Below are 14,993 nucleotides of genomic sequence, written 5' to 3' on the forward strand. Positions count from 1 at the left end.
GCCCTATCTGGCTCACAATATATGCGGCCACCTGATTTCGCTCAGAACTTCCTTCACGAAATGGGATTTCAATATAGGCTCGCCAGCGCACGCATTCAAGGTTCCGGCGATTGAAACTTGCGATTGCAGGCGGCGCTTCAATGACAAAACAAATTTGCGTCGTCGTGCCCGCCGTGTTCAGGTGGCCGAAACATCGGCCGCCGCTTCCTTCTTCGCACGTTCTGGGCAACCCGGATCCTTGTACGCGCCATGGTCGAGCTTCTCGACGAGGTAATCGACGAATGCACGTACCGCGGGCGGCATCCCCTGCCGCGACACGAACACCGCATACAACTGCGGCACCGGCAGCGTCCAGCCTGGCATCACCGGCGACAGTTGCCCCGCGCGCAGCGCGTTGCCGTACATCATCTCCGGCAGCGCCGCGATGCCGAGGCCGTCGAGCACGGCCTCGCGGATCGTCATCAGGTCGGCCGTCACGAGGCGAGGATCGTGCTCGTGCACGTGGCGCGTCCCGTCCGGCGCGATCAGGTTGAAGACGTGCCGGCCGTCGACGCTCGGCGTATCGAGCGTCTCGAAGCCGGTCAGGTCGTCCGGCACCAGCGGCGGTGCATTCTGGCTCAGCAGGCTCGGCGCGCCGACCAGCATCTGCTCGGTGCGCCACAGCGGCCGCACGACGATGTTCGCGTTCTGCGGCGGCTCCGAGCGCACGCGCAACGCGACGTCGATCGAATCCTCGAACAGGTCGATCACGCGGTTCGTCACGCGGACGTGCACCTTCACCTCGGGATAGCGGCGCAGGAATTCGGGCAGGATGCGCGACAGCATCGTCTGCGACAGCGTCACCGGCACGCTGACACGTACCGAGCCGCGCGGCGACGCGCGCAACTGCTGCACGGCGTTCATCGCGGCTTGCGCTTCCGCGAGCATCGCCTGGCAATGCTGGTAAAACAGCTCCCCTGCCTCGGTCAGCGCGAGCTTGCGCGTCGAGCGCTGCAGCAGGCGCACGCCAAGCGCCGCCTCGAGCTCGGTCAGGCGCCGCGACAGACGCGATTTCGAGATGCCCAGCACGCGCTCGGCGGCCGAGAAACCGCCATGTTCGACGACCTGCGAGAAGTACATCAGGTCGTTCAGGTTATGTGCATCGATATTCATCTCATCGTTCCAATTTCAGAACAATCCATTGCGATCCGCCGCAAATCGACCGGTAAAACGCCCAATATAATAGCGCTATGTTTCGAAAATAACGCTATTCCGATGATTTCGAGGGCTTCCCATGACCACCGCTCGCTCGCTTGATCGCACCTACCCCGCGCTTCGCACCACCGAAGGCGGCGGTTTCGTGGTTCACCGCCCGTTCCCGACGCGGCTGCTGATGGATTTCGATCCGTTCCTGCTGCTCGATGAAATGGGCCCTGTCGATTACGCGCCCGGCGAAGCCGTGGGCGCGCCCGACCATCCGCATCGCGGCTTCGAGACCGTGACCTACGCGCTCGACGGACGCTTCCGCCATCGCGACTCGTCCGGCCATGCCGGCACGCTCGGCCCGGGCGACGTGCAATGGATGACGGCCGGGGCCGGCGTCGTCCACAGCGAAATGCCGGACCCGGCGTTCGCGCAGGCCGGCGGCCGCTCCCACGGCTTCCAGCTGTGGGTCAACCTGCCGCGCCGCGACAAGATGATCGCGCCGCGCTACCAGGAGATTCCGGCCGCTCGCATTCCGGCGGCGACGTCGCCGGACGGTCGCGCGCGCGTGCGCGTCATCGCCGGCGAAGCGTTTGGCGTACAGGCCGCGATCGAGACGCGCACGCCGATCCTCTATCAGCATTTCACGCTGGAGCCCGGCGCAACGGTCACGCAGCCGGTGCCGGCCGGTTATCGCGTGTTTGCCTATCCGATCGACGGAACGGGCCTCTACGGGCCCGACAGGCAGGCTGTCGACCCGCGACACATGATCGTCTACGGCGACGATGGCGACACCGTCACGTTCGCTGCCGGCGACACGTCGCTCGACCTGCTGCTGATCGGCGGCGTGCCGCTCAACGAGCCGATCGTCCGTTACGGCCCGTTCGTGATGAATACCGAGGAAGAGATCCGGCAGGCCGTTGTCGACTATCAGACCGGTCGCATGGGTCGCATCGAGGCGTAGTTTCGATCGGGGGTCGCAGGTGCCGCGAAGCCGGCGGTTTTGCGTCACAATAACTTCTTGAACCATGTGGCCACCCGCCACCCAGAAGGAACCCGTCCCCTTGAACTTCGAACATCTGATCCAGATCAACTCCGACGATCCGGCCGTGCCGACTCTCACTCGCGACCAGCTCTGGGAAGGCCTCGTGCTGCGTGCGGAACAGCCGCAATTGTTCGTGATCGGCCTCGACAGTTGCGTCATCCACGAACGGACGGACACGACGCTCGAACGCGAACTGCACTACGGCCACGCGACGGTGCGCGACCACGTGACGTTCACGCCGAACCAGCAGGTCCGCTACGACATCCGAGCAGCCGATGGCGAGATCGGCGGCTCGCTGACGATGACGATCGAGGAACGCGACGACCACGAACTGTTCCTGCGTTTCGAGTACCGGACGACGCTGACGGTCACCGACGACAGCGAAGAAGCGCGACAGACGCATGGGATCGTCAAGGAGGCATACCGCACGTCGGATATCGACACGGTGCGCCTGATCCGCGAATACGCGCAGGGTCGCAAGGACCCCGATCCGCTGCACTGAGCCCGGCGGCGGCCTGCGGGCCGCCCCTTTTGATTCAAACTATCAGACTAGAACCATCGATCGATAAAGAGTTTTTGTAAATGGGAATAGTTATCATTTAGAATTCATTCCATCGTATCGACAGTCACCGATCAAACCGAATGACCGACACCATGCGCCCGACCACGCTGACCCTGCGCCGGACCACCGGCACCGCAGCCAGCAGCCGTCAGAAGACGGCAGCGGTCACCACGCCGGCGAAACCCGCCGGCAACCGCGATGCAGGCACGCGGGTCGTCAACAGTGATGCGCTGCTGCAAGGCCAAAGCCACGTCAGCATCGCGCATAACGGAGAGACGTATCAGTTGCGCGCCACGCGGCTCGGCAAACTGATCCTGACGAAGTAACGACCGAGTATTGTGGGGACCACCTCCCTGAGAGGTGTTGGGCAGTAGCCAGCGTAACGGCTTGCACGCGAGATCTAGACCCCTTCGTGCAAACACACTCAAGCAGCCGTTGCAGCAAGCCAAGCCACTTTTTTGGTTCTCGCACAAGGAAGAAAAAAGCGACACGTCGATGGACGTGTCGCTTTTTTGTTTGGGCAGCCGATGCGCGAAGCACGCTGCCCAACTATCGTGGCTGCCGTCAATGCGCGACGGCGAGAGCGGCATGCGCGCCGCCTCAGAATCCCCAGAACATCAACCACCATGCGCTGTCGACGACAGCCAGCCCGACGGCGAACCACGCGAATGCCGCGAGCCGGCGCGGCCACGCCGCATAGCGCCCCGTCACCTTCCACGCGAGCCACGCACTCCATACGTTTGCGCCGACCAGAATCGCGATGCGCACATCGGTTGCCCAGCCGAGCGGCACATGCTCGGCGCGCAGCAACGACAGCGTCGTGGCCGACAACCCGAGGAACACGCCCGCACCCGCGATGGGGATCAGCGCCTGCGCGAGGTGATGCAGGCGCACGCGATCGAAGCGGCCGAGCATCAGCGTGGCGCCGGCCAGCAACACTAGGAGTGCCGTGCCGTATACGAGCCCCGTGCCGACGATGTAGCTGACGACCAGCCCGCCATCGAGCCAGGAGAACACGTCGTTGCGATCCGGGTAGTGCGTGAGCAGGAACCACGGCGCATTGGTCTCGAGCGGCCACGTGATGTCGTGGTCGAGCAGCCAGCCCGCGAGCCATTGCTTGATCTGCACGAACCACGGGCTGACGGTCCAGTGGAACGCACCGATCGCCACGCCGAGCAGGCCGTACAGGATCAGTGCGGTGTCCCACGGGTTGGCTCGCTCCGCACCGAGGTTCACGACTTCGTCGGACGGCGAGCGCAGCGACAGCGAAATCGCGTCGCGGTGCCCGCTGCAGCGGCCGCACATATGGCAGTCCGCCGCGCCCTTCATGTTGCGCAACGGCACGAGCGGCGCGCAATTGATCGGAATCACGCGATGGCCGTGCTCGCCGTTCCTGTACGAACGGCGCCACGCGTCCTCGTCGACCTTGTAGCGCATCGGCGCAAGCCGCGCGAGCAACCCGAACACGCCGTTGACCGGGCACAGATACTTGCACCACACGCGCTTCTCGCGGCCGTACAGCACGCCGATCACGATCGCGCCGACGGTCGAGCCGCCGAGCACGAACAGCACCGCGAGCGGGTACTGGTACACGCTCACCATCTGCCCATAGATCGTCGTGATGCCGAACGCGACGAACGGCCAGCCGCCCCACCGGATCCAGCGTGGAATCGGGCCGCCGCGGCCGAACTTGCTCGCGTATTCGGTGAGCGCGCCTTCCGGGCACAGCACACCGCACCAGACGCGGCCGAGCATCACCATCGACAGCAGCACGAACGGCCACCAGATGCCCCAGAACGCGAACTGCGCGATGAGCGTGAGGTTGTTCCACAGATGCGCGGAATCATCCGGCAGCGGCAACACGGCCGGCACGATGATCAGGAACGCGTAGACGGCGACGACGATCCACTGGATACCGCGGATCAGCGCACCGTGGCGCTGCATCCACTGGCCGGCCTGCGCGAGCCAGCCCGGCTTGACGGCGGCGACAACGCTCATGCCGCGCGACCCGCTACGACGGCCGGACGGCGGCTCGCACGCTTCATCAGCAACCAGACGACCGCCCAGTACACCGCATACGCCACCAGGTTGGTCAGCGCCGGGTGCGCGCGATAGCCGGTCAGCGTCGCGACGAGCGAACCGAACGTGCCCGAATCATCGAGGATCGCGGACGTATCCCACACCTGCGAGATGCCGAGCGGCAGGATTTCCTTGTCGATCAGCTTGTCGACGCCGGTCTGGAACAGGCCCGCGCCGAGGAACAGCAGCATCACTTCGGTGACGCGGAAAAAATGCCGCCACGAGAAGTACTTGCCGCCGAGCTGCAGCAGATAGAACGTGAGGAACGCGAGGCCCAGGCCGATCACGACCGCGAGCATCTGGCTGCCGTCGACGTGGCCGGACTGGCCGAAACCGAGGCCGTACAGGAAGATCACCGTCTCGCTGCCTTCGCGCGCGATCGCGAGCGCGACCAGCACCGCGACGCCCCACCAGTTCGAATCACGCGTGCTTTGCTGCAGCGATTGCTCCATGTCGCGCTTCAGCGTGCGGCCGTGCCGGCGCATCCACAGCACCATCTGCACGATCAGCACGCACGCGATCAGCACCATCGCCGTCTGGAAATAGTCCTGCGCGTCGCCGGACAACACTTCGGTGAACCCGACCAGCGCGGCGCCGAGGCCGACTGCCATCAACAGGCCGACAGCGACGCCCGTCCAGAGGAAAGGCAAACCGCGGCGCGCGTCGTCGTCGCCGTTTTTCAGCCATGCATAGAGAATGCCGACGACGAGCAGCGCTTCGACGCTCTCCCGCCAGACGATGAACAAGATCTGACCCATCGATACCTCCTGACGCGCGGGGCACGGCCTGGCCCGCCCGCGCGCAGATAAAACACGTTACTTCGCGACGATCACGCCCTGTGCCTGCTGGTGGAAATCGTCGAAAAACTTGTATTCGCCCGGCGACAGCGGGGCGACGACCACGAACGAATCGGCGCCCGGCGCGAGCACCTTCTCCTTGCGCAACTGCACGCTCTCGAATTCGGCGGCGCCCTTGCCGGTGTTCCTGATCTCGATCTTGAAACGCTGGCCGGCCGGCACTTCGATGCGGGCGGGATTCAGCTTGCCATCCGTCATCTCGAGCTTGAACGTCGGCAGATCGGCCGCATGCGCCGCGCCGGCAAGCCACAGCGCAGCGGCTGCGGCGACGATTTTCTGGGGAATTTTCATTCTGGGTTCTCTACGCCGACGGCGCGCCGAAGCGCGCCGTTCGTGATGCCACCGATCAGTAACCGCCCTTCTTGCCGATACCGGCGAACGGGAAGTCGTACTCGAGCGTGATGGGCTTGAACCACGGGCCCACGCCCGTTTCCTTGTCGACGTGACGACCGAACGCCATGTGACCCGACTGCATCGGCGGCTTGACGACCAGCGTCAGGTGGTACTTGCCCGGGCCGGCGAGCTTCACGTTGTCGCCGTAGTGCGGGCCGTCGCTCGCGACCATGCCCATCAGGTCGCCCTCGGCCTTCCACTTGGTGTCGCCCTGCTTCGTCAGCTTGTACGTGACCTGCAGGTACGGCATCCAGTCGCCTTCCGCGAAACCTGTCGGGTTGTTCTTGACCGCATGGATGTCGGCCTCGAGGTGGATGTCGGAATCCGACGCCTTGCGCATCATGCCTTCCGGGTCCATCGTGATCGGCTGCAGATACACCGCGCCGATTTCCATGCCGCCCTGGATCTGCTGCTTGCCGATCGGATACTCGGCAGCCGAGGCCGACATCGCGGCAAACGCCGCCGCTACCGCAACCGTCGTGCGGATGAACGAAGAACCCAACATGGACACTCCTTGTTATTTGTCTGACTATCTTGACGACATGCGAGCCGCCGCTGCCGCCCGCCGGAAACACTAACGCGACGAAGAACGTTAATGCGAACTATTCTCAATACATGCGGAGTTTAGCACCGAACCCGTTCCGGAACAAACGGGGAGCGCCGTAAACCCCTGATCCGACAAGGCTTACAGGCGCTTTACCGAAGAATTCCGTGACGCTTGGAAAGATTTACCGGCCGCCGCTGATGTGGTCGCCGACGTTCGCGCCGAACACGCGTTCACGCAGCACGGCAAGCTGGTCGCGGGTCGCGGCGGCCTTCTCGAATTCGAGATTCTTCGCGTAGTCGGCCATCTGCTTCTCGAGGCGCTTGATTTCCTTCGCGAGCTGCTTTTCCGACATGTCCTCGAATTTCGCGCGCTGCTGCGCCTCCTTCAGCTCCGCGCGCGCGTCGTCGGCGTTGTAGACGCCGTCGATGATGTCCTTGATGCGCTTCACGACGCCGCGCGGCGTAATGCCCATCTTTTCGTTGTAGGCGATCTGCTTCGCGCGGCGCCGCTCGGTTTCGCCGATCGCGCGCTTCATCGACTCGGTCATGTTGTCCGCGTAGAGGATCGCCTTGCCGTTCACGTTCCGCGCGGCACGACCGATCGTCTGGATCAGCGAGCGCTCGGCGCGCAGGAAGCCCTCCTTGTCCGCATCGAGAATCGCGACGAGCGACACTTCGGGAATGTCGAGGCCCTCGCGCAGCAGGTTGATCCCGACCAGCACGTCGAACGTGCCGAGCCGCAGGTCGCGGATGATCTCGACGCGCTCGACCGTGTCGATGTCGCTGTGCAGGTAGCGCACCTTGACGCCGTGGTCGGCCAGGAACTCGGTCAGCTGTTCGGCCATGCGCTTCGTCAGCACGGTGATCAGCACGCGCTCGCCGGCCTTCACGCGCGCGTTGATTTCGGTCAGCACGTCGTCGACCTGCGAGCTCGCCGGCCGGACTTCGATTTCCGGATCGACGAGGCCCGTCGGCCGCACGACCTGCTCGGCGATCTGACCCGTCACGCGCTTCTCGTAGTCGGCCGGCGTGGCCGACACGAACACGACCTGGCGCATCTTGCGCTCGAACTCGTGGAACTTCAGCGGCCGGTTGTCGAGCGCCGACGGCAGGCGGAACCCGTAATTGACGAGGTTTTCCTTGCGCGCGCGGTCGCCGTTGTACATGCCGTTCAACTGGCCGATCAGCACGTGCGATTCGTCGAGCAGCATCAGCGCATCGGGCGGCAGGTAGTCGACGAGCGTCGGCGGCGGATCGCCGGGCGCCGCCCCCGAGAAATGCCGCGAATAGTTCTCGATGCCCTTGCAGAAGCCGAGCTCCTGCAGCATCTCGAGGTCGAAGCGCGTGCGCTGCTCGAGGCGCTGCGCCTCGACGAGCTTGCCTTCGCGATGGAAGAACTCGAGCCGTTCGCGCAGTTCGTCCTTGATCGTCTCGACCGCGCGCATCACGGTGTCGCGCGGCGTCACGTAGTGCGACGACGGATACACGGTGAAACGCGGGATCTTCTGCCGCACGCGCCCGGTCAGCGGGTCGAACAGGTGCAGCGTCTCGACCTCGTCGTCGAACAGCTCGACGCGTACGGCCATTTCCGCATGCTCGGCCGGGAAGATGTCGATCGTGTCGCCGCGCACGCGGAACGTGCCGCGCTGGAAATCCTGCTCGTTGCGCGTGTATTGCATCGCGATCAGCCGCGCGATCACGTCGCGCTGGCCGAGCTTGTCGCCGGTGCGCAGCGTCAGGATCATCTGGTGGTATTCGGACGGGTTGCCGATACCGTAGATCGCCGACACCGTCGCGACGATCACCACGTCGCGGCGCTCCATCAGGCTCTTCGTCGCCGACAGCCGCATCTGCTCGATGTGCTCGTTGATCGACGAATCCTTCTCGATGAACAGGTCGCGCTGCGGCACGTAGGCCTCGGGCTGGTAGTAGTCGTAGTACGAGACGAAGTACTCGACCGCGTTGCGCGGGAAGAACTCACGGAACTCCGCGTAAAGCTGGGCGGCGAGCGTCTTGTTCGGCGCGAACACGATCGCCGGGCGGCCGAGCCGCGCGATCGTGTTGGCCATCGTGAAGGTCTTGCCCGAGCCGGTTACGCCGAGCAGCGTCTGGAAGGCAAGGCCGTCGCCGACCCCTTCGACGAGCGTGTCGATCGCGCTCGGCTGGTCGCCCGCGGGCGGATACGGCTGGTAAAGCTGGAACGGCGACCCTTCGAAAGTGACGAATTTGGATTCGTCGAGCGCGTCGCCGACTTCGGCATGATGTTCGGACATGGAATGCGGCCGGAGCAAGGGCAAAGAAAGCATTCTAGCGCTTCGCGGCCGAGCGAACTGCTGTCGGCTCCTGACGCGCGACGGCCGCCCGAAATCGCGTTTCGCCGCGCCAATCGCGACGGAATCACCGCCCCCGCCAGCGCGAATTCGCTACAATGTCAGGCTGCTGCGCTTTCCGGCGTCGCGCCGTTGGCGCGGTCCGCTGCACCCGTCCCGCCGGCTGAAAGCCTGACCCTCTTTTCACTACTGCCGAATCATCATGTCGCTCTTCTCCGCTGTCCAGCTTGCTCCCCGCGACCCGATCCTGGGCCTGAACGAAGCCTTCAACGCCGATGCGCGTCCGACCAAGGTCAACCTCGGCGTTGGCGTGTACACGAACGAGGAAGGCAAGATTCCGCTGCTGCGCGCGGTTCGCGACGCGGAGAAGGCGCGTGTCGAAGCCGGCCTGCCGCGCGGTTACCTGCCGATCGACGGGATCGCCGCCTACGATGCGGCCGTGCAGAAGCTGCTGCTGGGCAACGATTCGCCGCTGATCGCGGCGGGCCGCGTCGTCACGGCGCAGGCCCTGGGCGGCACGGGCGCGCTGAAGATCGGCGCCGATTTCCTGCGCACCGTGAATCCGAACGTGAAGGTCGCGATCAGCGATCCGAGCTGGGAAAACCACCGCGCGCTGTTCGAGGCCGCCGGCTTCGAAGTCGTCGCGTACCCGTATTACGACGCGGCCACCAACGGCGTGAACTTCGAAGGCATGCTGTCGGCGCTGAACAGCTACGCGGCCGGCACGGTCGTCGTGCTGCACGCGTGCTGCCACAACCCGACCGGCGTGGACCTCACCGAAGCGCAATGGCAACAGGTCGTCGACGTCGTGAAGGCGCGTGACCTCGTGCCGTTCCTCGACATGGCCTACCAGGGCTTCGGCGAAAACATCGAAGCCGATGCCGCTGCCGTGCGCCTGTTTGCCGCGGCCGACCTGAACGCGTTCGTGTCGTCGTCGTTCTCGAAGTCGTTCTCGCTGTACGGCGAGCGCGTTGGCGCGCTGTCGATCATCACGTCGAGCAAGGAAGAAGCCACGCGCGTGCTGTCGCAACTGAAGCGCGTGATCCGCACGAACTACTCGAACCCGCCGACCCATGGCGGCGCGGTGGTCGCAGCGGTGCTCGCGTCGCCGGAACTGCACGCTTCGTGGGTCCAGGAACTCGGCGAAATGCGCGACCGCATCCGTGCGATGCGCAACGGTCTCGTCGAACGCCTGAAGGCAAGCGGCGTCGATCGCGATTTCAGCTTCATCAACGCGCAGCGCGGGATGTTCTCGTATTCGGGCCTGACCTCGGCACAAGTCGATCGCCTGCGCGACGAGTTCGGCATCTATGCGGTCGGCACGGGCCGGATCTGCGTCGCCGCGCTGAACACGCGCAACCTCGACGTGGTCGCCCAAGCGGTCGCAGCGGTCCTGAAGTAAAGCGGCGCCGGGCGGCGGCCGTCGCCGGCCCCGCCCTGCCGACATGAAAAACGCGCTCCACGGAGCGCGTTTTTTTGTGCCATCCACCGCGGCGGGCGGCGACACCGCCCGCATCCGCGTTACTGCATGAACCAGCCGTGACTGACGACCACCGACTGGCCCGTGAGCGCGGCGCTCGGGAACGCCGACAGGAACAGCACCGTCTGCGCGACGTCCTGCACCGTCGTGAACACGCCGTCGACCGTGTTGCCGAGCATCACCTTCTTGATCACGTCCTCTTCGCTGATGCCGAGCTCCTTCGCCTGCTCCGGAATCTGCTTGTCGACCAGCGGCGTGCGCACGAAGCCCGGACACACGACGTGCGAGCGCACGTTGTGCTTCGCGCCTTCCTTCGCCAGCACGCGGGCCAGGCCGAGCAGGCCATGCTTGGCCGTCACGTACGCCGACTTCAGCGGCGACGCTTCGTGCGAGTGCACCGAGCCCATGTAGATCACGACGCCGCCGCGATCGTCCTTGTACATGTGCTTGAGCGCGGCCTTGGTCGTCAGGAATGCGCCGTCCACGTGGATCGCCTGCATCTTCTTCCAGTCGGCGAACGAGTAGTTCTCGATCGGGTTGACGATCTGGATGCCCGCGTTCGACACGAGGATGTCGACCGAGCCGAACGTTGCGGCGACCTTGTCGATGCCGGCGTTCACGGCTTCCTCGTTGGTCACGTCCATCGCGACGCCGATCGCCTTGCCGCCTGCCTTGACGATCTCGTCGGCGACCGCGTTCGCGCCGTCCTGGTTCAGGTCGGCGATCGCGACGGCTGCGCCCGCCTTGGCGAGCTCGAGCGCGATTTCCTTGCCGATGCCGCTCGCGGCGCCCGTGACGACTGCGGTCTTGCCATTCAGATCTGCTGCCATGTCCGTCTCCTCCCGTTGTCGGATCGATGAAACACGCGCCCGCCGCATCCGCGCGCATCGCGAAATCGCATCGGCGTGCCAGCCGCCATTGTGCCCGATCGGACCCGCCGTTCGCGCGCAAAACGTCTAAGCTTAAGGTCGGTTCCGTTCAGCAGGAGAATCTCATGCACTATCGACGGCTAGGCCGCTCCGGCCTGCAGATCAGCGAGCTTTCCCTCGGCTCGTGGGTGACGTACGGCAACCAGGTCGACCAGCGGGTCGCGCGCGAATGCCTGGCCGCGGCACGCGACGCGGGCGTCAATTTCTTCGACAACGCCGAGGTTTACGCCGGCGGCAAATCCGAGGAAATCATGGGCCACGCGCTCAAGTCGCTCGACTGGCCGCGCGTCAGCTATATCGTGTCCACGAAGTTCTTCTGGGGGCTCGCGGAAGCCCCGAACCAGTATCACACGCTGAACCGGAAATACCTGCTGAACGCGATCGACGGCTCGCTGCGCCGGCTACAGCTCGACTATGTCGACCTCGTCTATTGCCATCGCCCCGATCCGCATACGCCGATCGAGGAAACCGTCTGGGCAATGAGCGACATGATCGTGCGCGGCAAGGCGCTGTACTGGGGCACGTCGGAATGGAGCGCCGACGAGATCCGCGCGGCATGCGAGATCGCCGAGCGGCATCATCTGCACAGGCCGGTCGTCGAACAACCGCAGTACAACCTGTTCCACCGCACCCGGGTCGAACAGGAATATGCGCGGCTCTACGACGATTACGGCCTCGGCCTCACGACCTGGAGCCCGCTCGCGTCGGGCCTGCTCACCGGCAAGTACCGCAACGGCGTGCCGGCCGGCAGCCGCGCGCAGTTGCAAGGCTACGACTGGATGCGCGAACGCCTGACCGATCGGGCCGCCAACGACATCGTCGAACGGCTCGGCGAGATCGCCGCCGAGCTCGGCTGCAGCACCGGCCAGTTGGCCATTGCGTGGGTGCTCGCGAATCCGCGCGTGAGTTCGGTCATCACGGGCGCCTCGCGGGTCGACCAGATCGGCGACAACATGCGCGCGCTCGACGTTGCCGCGAAGCTGACGCCGGATGTGAAGCAGCGCATCGAGGCGATAGTCGGCGACGCATACGAGTAAGGCGACTCGCGACCACTCGCGTACAATACGCGGCCGCATCGGTGCCCGGCCTGACGGCCGCGCACGTTCGACCGTTTTAATCGATTCACCTTTCGTTTCAGGCAGCCAGCCATGCTCAGTTATCGTCACGGTTTTCACGCAGGCAACCACGCGGACGTGCTCAAGCACACCGTCGTCGTCCAGTTGCTGCGCTACCTGAACAAGAAAGACAAATCGTACTGGTACATCGATACGCACGCGGGCGCCGGCGTGTACTCGCTGCGCGACGGCTATGCAGCGAAGACGTCGGAATTCGATACCGGCATCGGCCGGCTGTGGAACGAAAAGAGCCTTCCGGAAGCGCTGGGCGACTATATCGATGAAGTCCGCGCGCTGAACGACGACGGCAAACTGCACTTCTACCCGGGCTCCCCGTACATCGCCTGGCGGTCGATGCGCGAGCAGGACCGGATACGTCTGTTCGAAATGCATACGACGGAAATCGATGTGCTGCGCCACAATTTTCGCGATGCGGGGCGACGCGCGATGATCTTCGCCGGCGACGGCTTCGAAGGTATCAAGGCGCTGCTGCCGCCGCCGCCGCGACGCGCACTCGTGCTGATCGACCCGTCCTACGAGGACAAGAAGGATTACGCGCGCACGGTGAGCTGCGTGACGGAATGCCTGAAGCGTTTCGCGACCGGCTGTTATGCCATCTGGTATCCGCAGGTCACGCGGACGGAATCGCAACGCTTTCCCGAGCAGTTGAAGCGCCTGCAGCCGAACAACTGGCTCCACCTGACGCTGACGGTGTCGAATCCGCCGACCGATGGACTGGGCCTCTACGGAAGCGGGATGTTCATCCTGAATCCGCCATATACGCTCGCCCAGAGCATGAACGAGGTCCTGCCCTACCTGGTCGAGAAGCTGGGACAGGATAGCGGCGCCCGCTGCCAGATCGAGCACCGCGGCAACTGATCGGGCGACCGGCGGTTACGGTTGCGGTCTGGGCGCCAGTCTCGGCTGGTTGGCCGGCTGCCCGTTCCATGCGGGAACATTGATGTACGGCGCGACGAACAGCGGAACCGACGTATTCGGTCCCTGCCCGGCTGGAGCCCGCATGCCTGCCGGCTCGACGATCGGCTCCGAAGACAACGGTGCCGTCTGCAACACCAACCCGCCTTTGCCGTCCTGGATACCGCGCTGGGTATCGAGCACGAGCGGCCTGGACGACGTCGCGGCACCTACCGCGAAGCCATGGACGAGCATTGCCGCGCCCAGAACGAGACGCGCGCAGGTACTGCGTCGCACATCGACACGCACACGCATGATCGTGTCCTTCCCGATGAAAAGTAGGCCCATACCATAGCGCTGCACCGACGATTTCGCCAGATCCGGCGCACAAAAAACAAAGCCCCGTCAATACGGGGCTTGCTTATCGTTCGGTGCCGCTCGGCACCCGACGGTCACTCCGATTACAGCGAGTAGCCGTTGGTTTCGAGCGAGCGGATGCGGCGCTCGAGCTGAACGATGTCCGACGACGTGGCGAGGTAAGCCTCACGGCGCTCACGTTCTGCGGACTCGAACCAGTTGCTCAGCTTTTCGACGATGTAGGCGATCATGACGTTCTCCAAGGAAGAGGGACCCCTGGTGAATCGATATTCAGGGATTTCCCGTATAGGGTTATCCCGAATTATAGCGACGCCGCACCAAGATGCTAGTGAAATACTTGCATGGGCACCATTCCGATTTGGAATGGCGCCGCACCGACCACCTGTAACGCATTGATTTTTATAAGAATAGAGTCGGGGCCCGTTTCGCGGCTCGAGGAAGCGCACTAATTTGGTTCATCGACGGGGTCGGCGAGGCGCGCCAAAATCGGGCATTCAGGCCGCCCGTCACCATGGCAGTGCGCGGCCAGATCGGCCAGCGTGTCGCGCATGTCGCTGAGCTCGGCGATGCGTTTGTCGAGTTCGGCCACGTGCTCGAGAGCGATCGATTTCACTTCGGCGCTGGCGCGCGAGCGATCTTGCCAAAGCATCAGCAGCTTGCGAATGTCCTCGACGAGAAAGCCGAGTCGCCGCGCCTGACGGATGAATCGCAGGATATGGATTTCGTCCGCGCCGTAGATCCGGTAGCCGGCCTCGGTCCGCTTGCTCGGCGCAAGAAGGCCGACCTGTTCGTAGTACCGGATCATTTTCGCGCTGACCCCGGATTCGCGCGACGCGTCGCCGATATTCATTCCCTGCCCTCTTCATCAAGCCCTGGTTTCGAACATGAACGGCGACGGAGGCCATCACCGACGACACGTCGATCGTATCAAATCGAGAGGTTTCGTTCCGAGGGACAGCTTGGTCGCAGGAGCGCCGATGGAATGGGTGCGGCCCGACGCATGCCTTTCGGGATGCCGCAATGCAAAAACCCCCGCCTTGTCGGGCGGGGGTTCTTGGCTTAGGGAGCCTGACGATTACCTACTTTCACACGGGAATCCGCACTATCATCGGCGTGGAGTCGTTTCACGGTCCTGTTCGGGATGGGAAGGGGTGGGACCGACTCGCTATGGTCATCAGGCAA

Annotated in this window: 16 protein-coding genes and 1 rRNA gene; 6 read left to right on the forward strand and 11 right to left on the reverse strand. The window is 64.3% G+C overall.

Annotated features, from left to right (window positions below):
- Positions 1–177 precede the first annotated feature (177 nt).
- Complete coding sequence (locus QZM15_RS14575; protein WP_059583548.1) at positions 178–1,152, reverse strand: LysR family transcriptional regulator; 975 nt, start codon at positions 1,150–1,152, stop codon at positions 178–180.
- 121 nt (positions 1,153–1,273) lie between these two features.
- On the opposite strand from QZM15_RS14575, the gene QZM15_RS14580 reads away from it, so the two are divergent.
- The 3 genes from QZM15_RS14580 to hemP all read left to right on the forward strand — a co-directional run bounded on the left by QZM15_RS14580 (position 1,274) and on the right by hemP (position 3,115).
- The gene (locus QZM15_RS14580) at positions 1,274–2,146 is read left to right on the forward strand and encodes a pirin family protein (protein WP_059583547.1); all 873 of its coding nucleotides are present in this window, start codon (positions 1,274–1,276) and stop codon (positions 2,144–2,146) included.
- Positions 2,147–2,246: 100 nt separating this feature from the next.
- A complete protein-coding gene (locus tag QZM15_RS14585; RefSeq protein ID WP_059583545.1) occupies positions 2,247–2,729 on the forward strand; it encodes an SRPBCC family protein in 483 nt (160 codons plus the stop codon).
- 140 nt (positions 2,730–2,869) lie between these two features.
- The gene (gene hemP / locus QZM15_RS14590; RefSeq protein WP_034207822.1) at positions 2,870–3,115 is read left to right on the forward strand and encodes a hemin uptake protein HemP; all 246 of its coding nucleotides are present in this window, start codon (positions 2,870–2,872) and stop codon (positions 3,113–3,115) included.
- A gap of 274 nt (positions 3,116–3,389) precedes the next feature.
- Here hemP and QZM15_RS14595 read toward each other — a convergent pair whose 3' ends face one another.
- The 5 genes from QZM15_RS14595 to uvrB form a co-directional block, all read right to left on the reverse strand.
- Positions 3,390–4,787 carry a 4Fe-4S binding protein gene (locus QZM15_RS14595; protein ID WP_099316600.1) on the reverse strand — a complete coding sequence of 466 codons (1,398 nt, stop codon included), beginning with the start codon at positions 4,785–4,787 and terminating at the stop codon, positions 3,390–3,392.
- Positions 4,784–5,626: an FTR1 family protein gene (locus QZM15_RS14600; RefSeq protein WP_059583542.1), complete on the reverse strand. Its 843-nt coding sequence runs from the start codon at positions 5,624–5,626 to the stop codon at positions 4,784–4,786. Before QZM15_RS14600 ends, QZM15_RS14595 begins: the two co-directional genes overlap by 4 nt.
- Before the next feature lie 57 nt (positions 5,627–5,683).
- Positions 5,684–6,016, reverse strand: coding sequence for a cupredoxin domain-containing protein (locus tag QZM15_RS14605; protein ID WP_006478303.1), 333 nt, complete (start codon positions 6,014–6,016; stop codon positions 5,684–5,686).
- A gap of 55 nt (positions 6,017–6,071) precedes the next feature.
- Positions 6,072–6,623 (reverse strand): iron transporter, encoded by a 552-nt coding sequence (locus QZM15_RS14610; RefSeq protein ID WP_059583539.1) that lies wholly within the window; start codon positions 6,621–6,623, stop codon positions 6,072–6,074.
- 223 nt (positions 6,624–6,846) lie between these two features.
- Complete coding sequence (uvrB, locus tag QZM15_RS14615) at positions 6,847–8,937, reverse strand: excinuclease ABC subunit UvrB (RefSeq protein WP_059583537.1); 2,091 nt, start codon at positions 8,935–8,937, stop codon at positions 6,847–6,849.
- A gap of 259 nt (positions 8,938–9,196) precedes the next feature.
- Here uvrB and QZM15_RS14620 point away from each other — a divergent pair, with 259 nt between their 5' ends.
- A complete protein-coding gene (locus tag QZM15_RS14620; RefSeq protein ID WP_226226251.1) occupies positions 9,197–10,396 on the forward strand; it encodes an amino acid aminotransferase in 1,200 nt (399 codons plus the stop codon).
- Between the two features lie 119 nt (positions 10,397–10,515).
- Here the strand turns inward: QZM15_RS14620 and QZM15_RS14625 are convergent, their stop codons facing one another.
- Positions 10,516–11,304, reverse strand: coding sequence for a 3-hydroxybutyrate dehydrogenase (locus QZM15_RS14625; protein WP_099316602.1), 789 nt, complete (start codon positions 11,302–11,304; stop codon positions 10,516–10,518).
- A 164-nt stretch (positions 11,305–11,468) separates the two neighbouring features.
- On the opposite strand from QZM15_RS14625, the gene QZM15_RS14630 reads away from it, so the two are divergent.
- Together QZM15_RS14630 and QZM15_RS14635 are read left to right on the forward strand one after the other, a co-directional pair.
- The gene (locus QZM15_RS14630; RefSeq protein ID WP_302106626.1) at positions 11,469–12,440 is read left to right on the forward strand and encodes an aldo/keto reductase; all 972 of its coding nucleotides are present in this window, start codon (positions 11,469–11,471) and stop codon (positions 12,438–12,440) included.
- A gap of 111 nt (positions 12,441–12,551) precedes the next feature.
- A complete protein-coding gene (locus QZM15_RS14635) occupies positions 12,552–13,397 on the forward strand; it encodes a 23S rRNA (adenine(2030)-N(6))-methyltransferase RlmJ (protein ID WP_302106627.1) in 846 nt (281 codons plus the stop codon).
- A 15-nt stretch (positions 13,398–13,412) separates the two neighbouring features.
- Here the strand turns inward: QZM15_RS14635 and QZM15_RS14640 are convergent, their stop codons facing one another.
- The 4 genes from QZM15_RS14640 to rrf all read right to left on the reverse strand — a co-directional run bounded on the left by QZM15_RS14640 (position 13,413) and on the right by rrf (position 14,990).
- The gene (locus QZM15_RS14640) at positions 13,413–13,781 is read right to left on the reverse strand and encodes a hypothetical protein (protein ID WP_302106628.1); all 369 of its coding nucleotides are present in this window, start codon (positions 13,779–13,781) and stop codon (positions 13,413–13,415) included.
- A gap of 113 nt (positions 13,782–13,894) precedes the next feature.
- A complete protein-coding gene (locus tag QZM15_RS14645) occupies positions 13,895–14,041 on the reverse strand; it encodes a DUF3563 family protein (RefSeq protein ID WP_080970925.1) in 147 nt (48 codons plus the stop codon).
- A gap of 215 nt (positions 14,042–14,256) precedes the next feature.
- Positions 14,257–14,661 (reverse strand): Cu(I)-responsive transcriptional regulator, encoded by a 405-nt coding sequence (gene cueR, locus QZM15_RS14650; protein WP_226234384.1) that lies wholly within the window; start codon positions 14,659–14,661, stop codon positions 14,257–14,259.
- 216 nt (positions 14,662–14,877) lie between these two features.
- Positions 14,878–14,990, reverse strand: a 5S ribosomal RNA gene (gene rrf, locus QZM15_RS14655).
- Positions 14,991–14,993: the final 3 nt, after the last annotated feature.

Source organism: Burkholderia sp. AU44665 (assembly GCF_030504405.1).
Classification (GTDB): domain Bacteria; phylum Pseudomonadota; class Gammaproteobacteria; order Burkholderiales; family Burkholderiaceae; genus Burkholderia; species Burkholderia semiarida.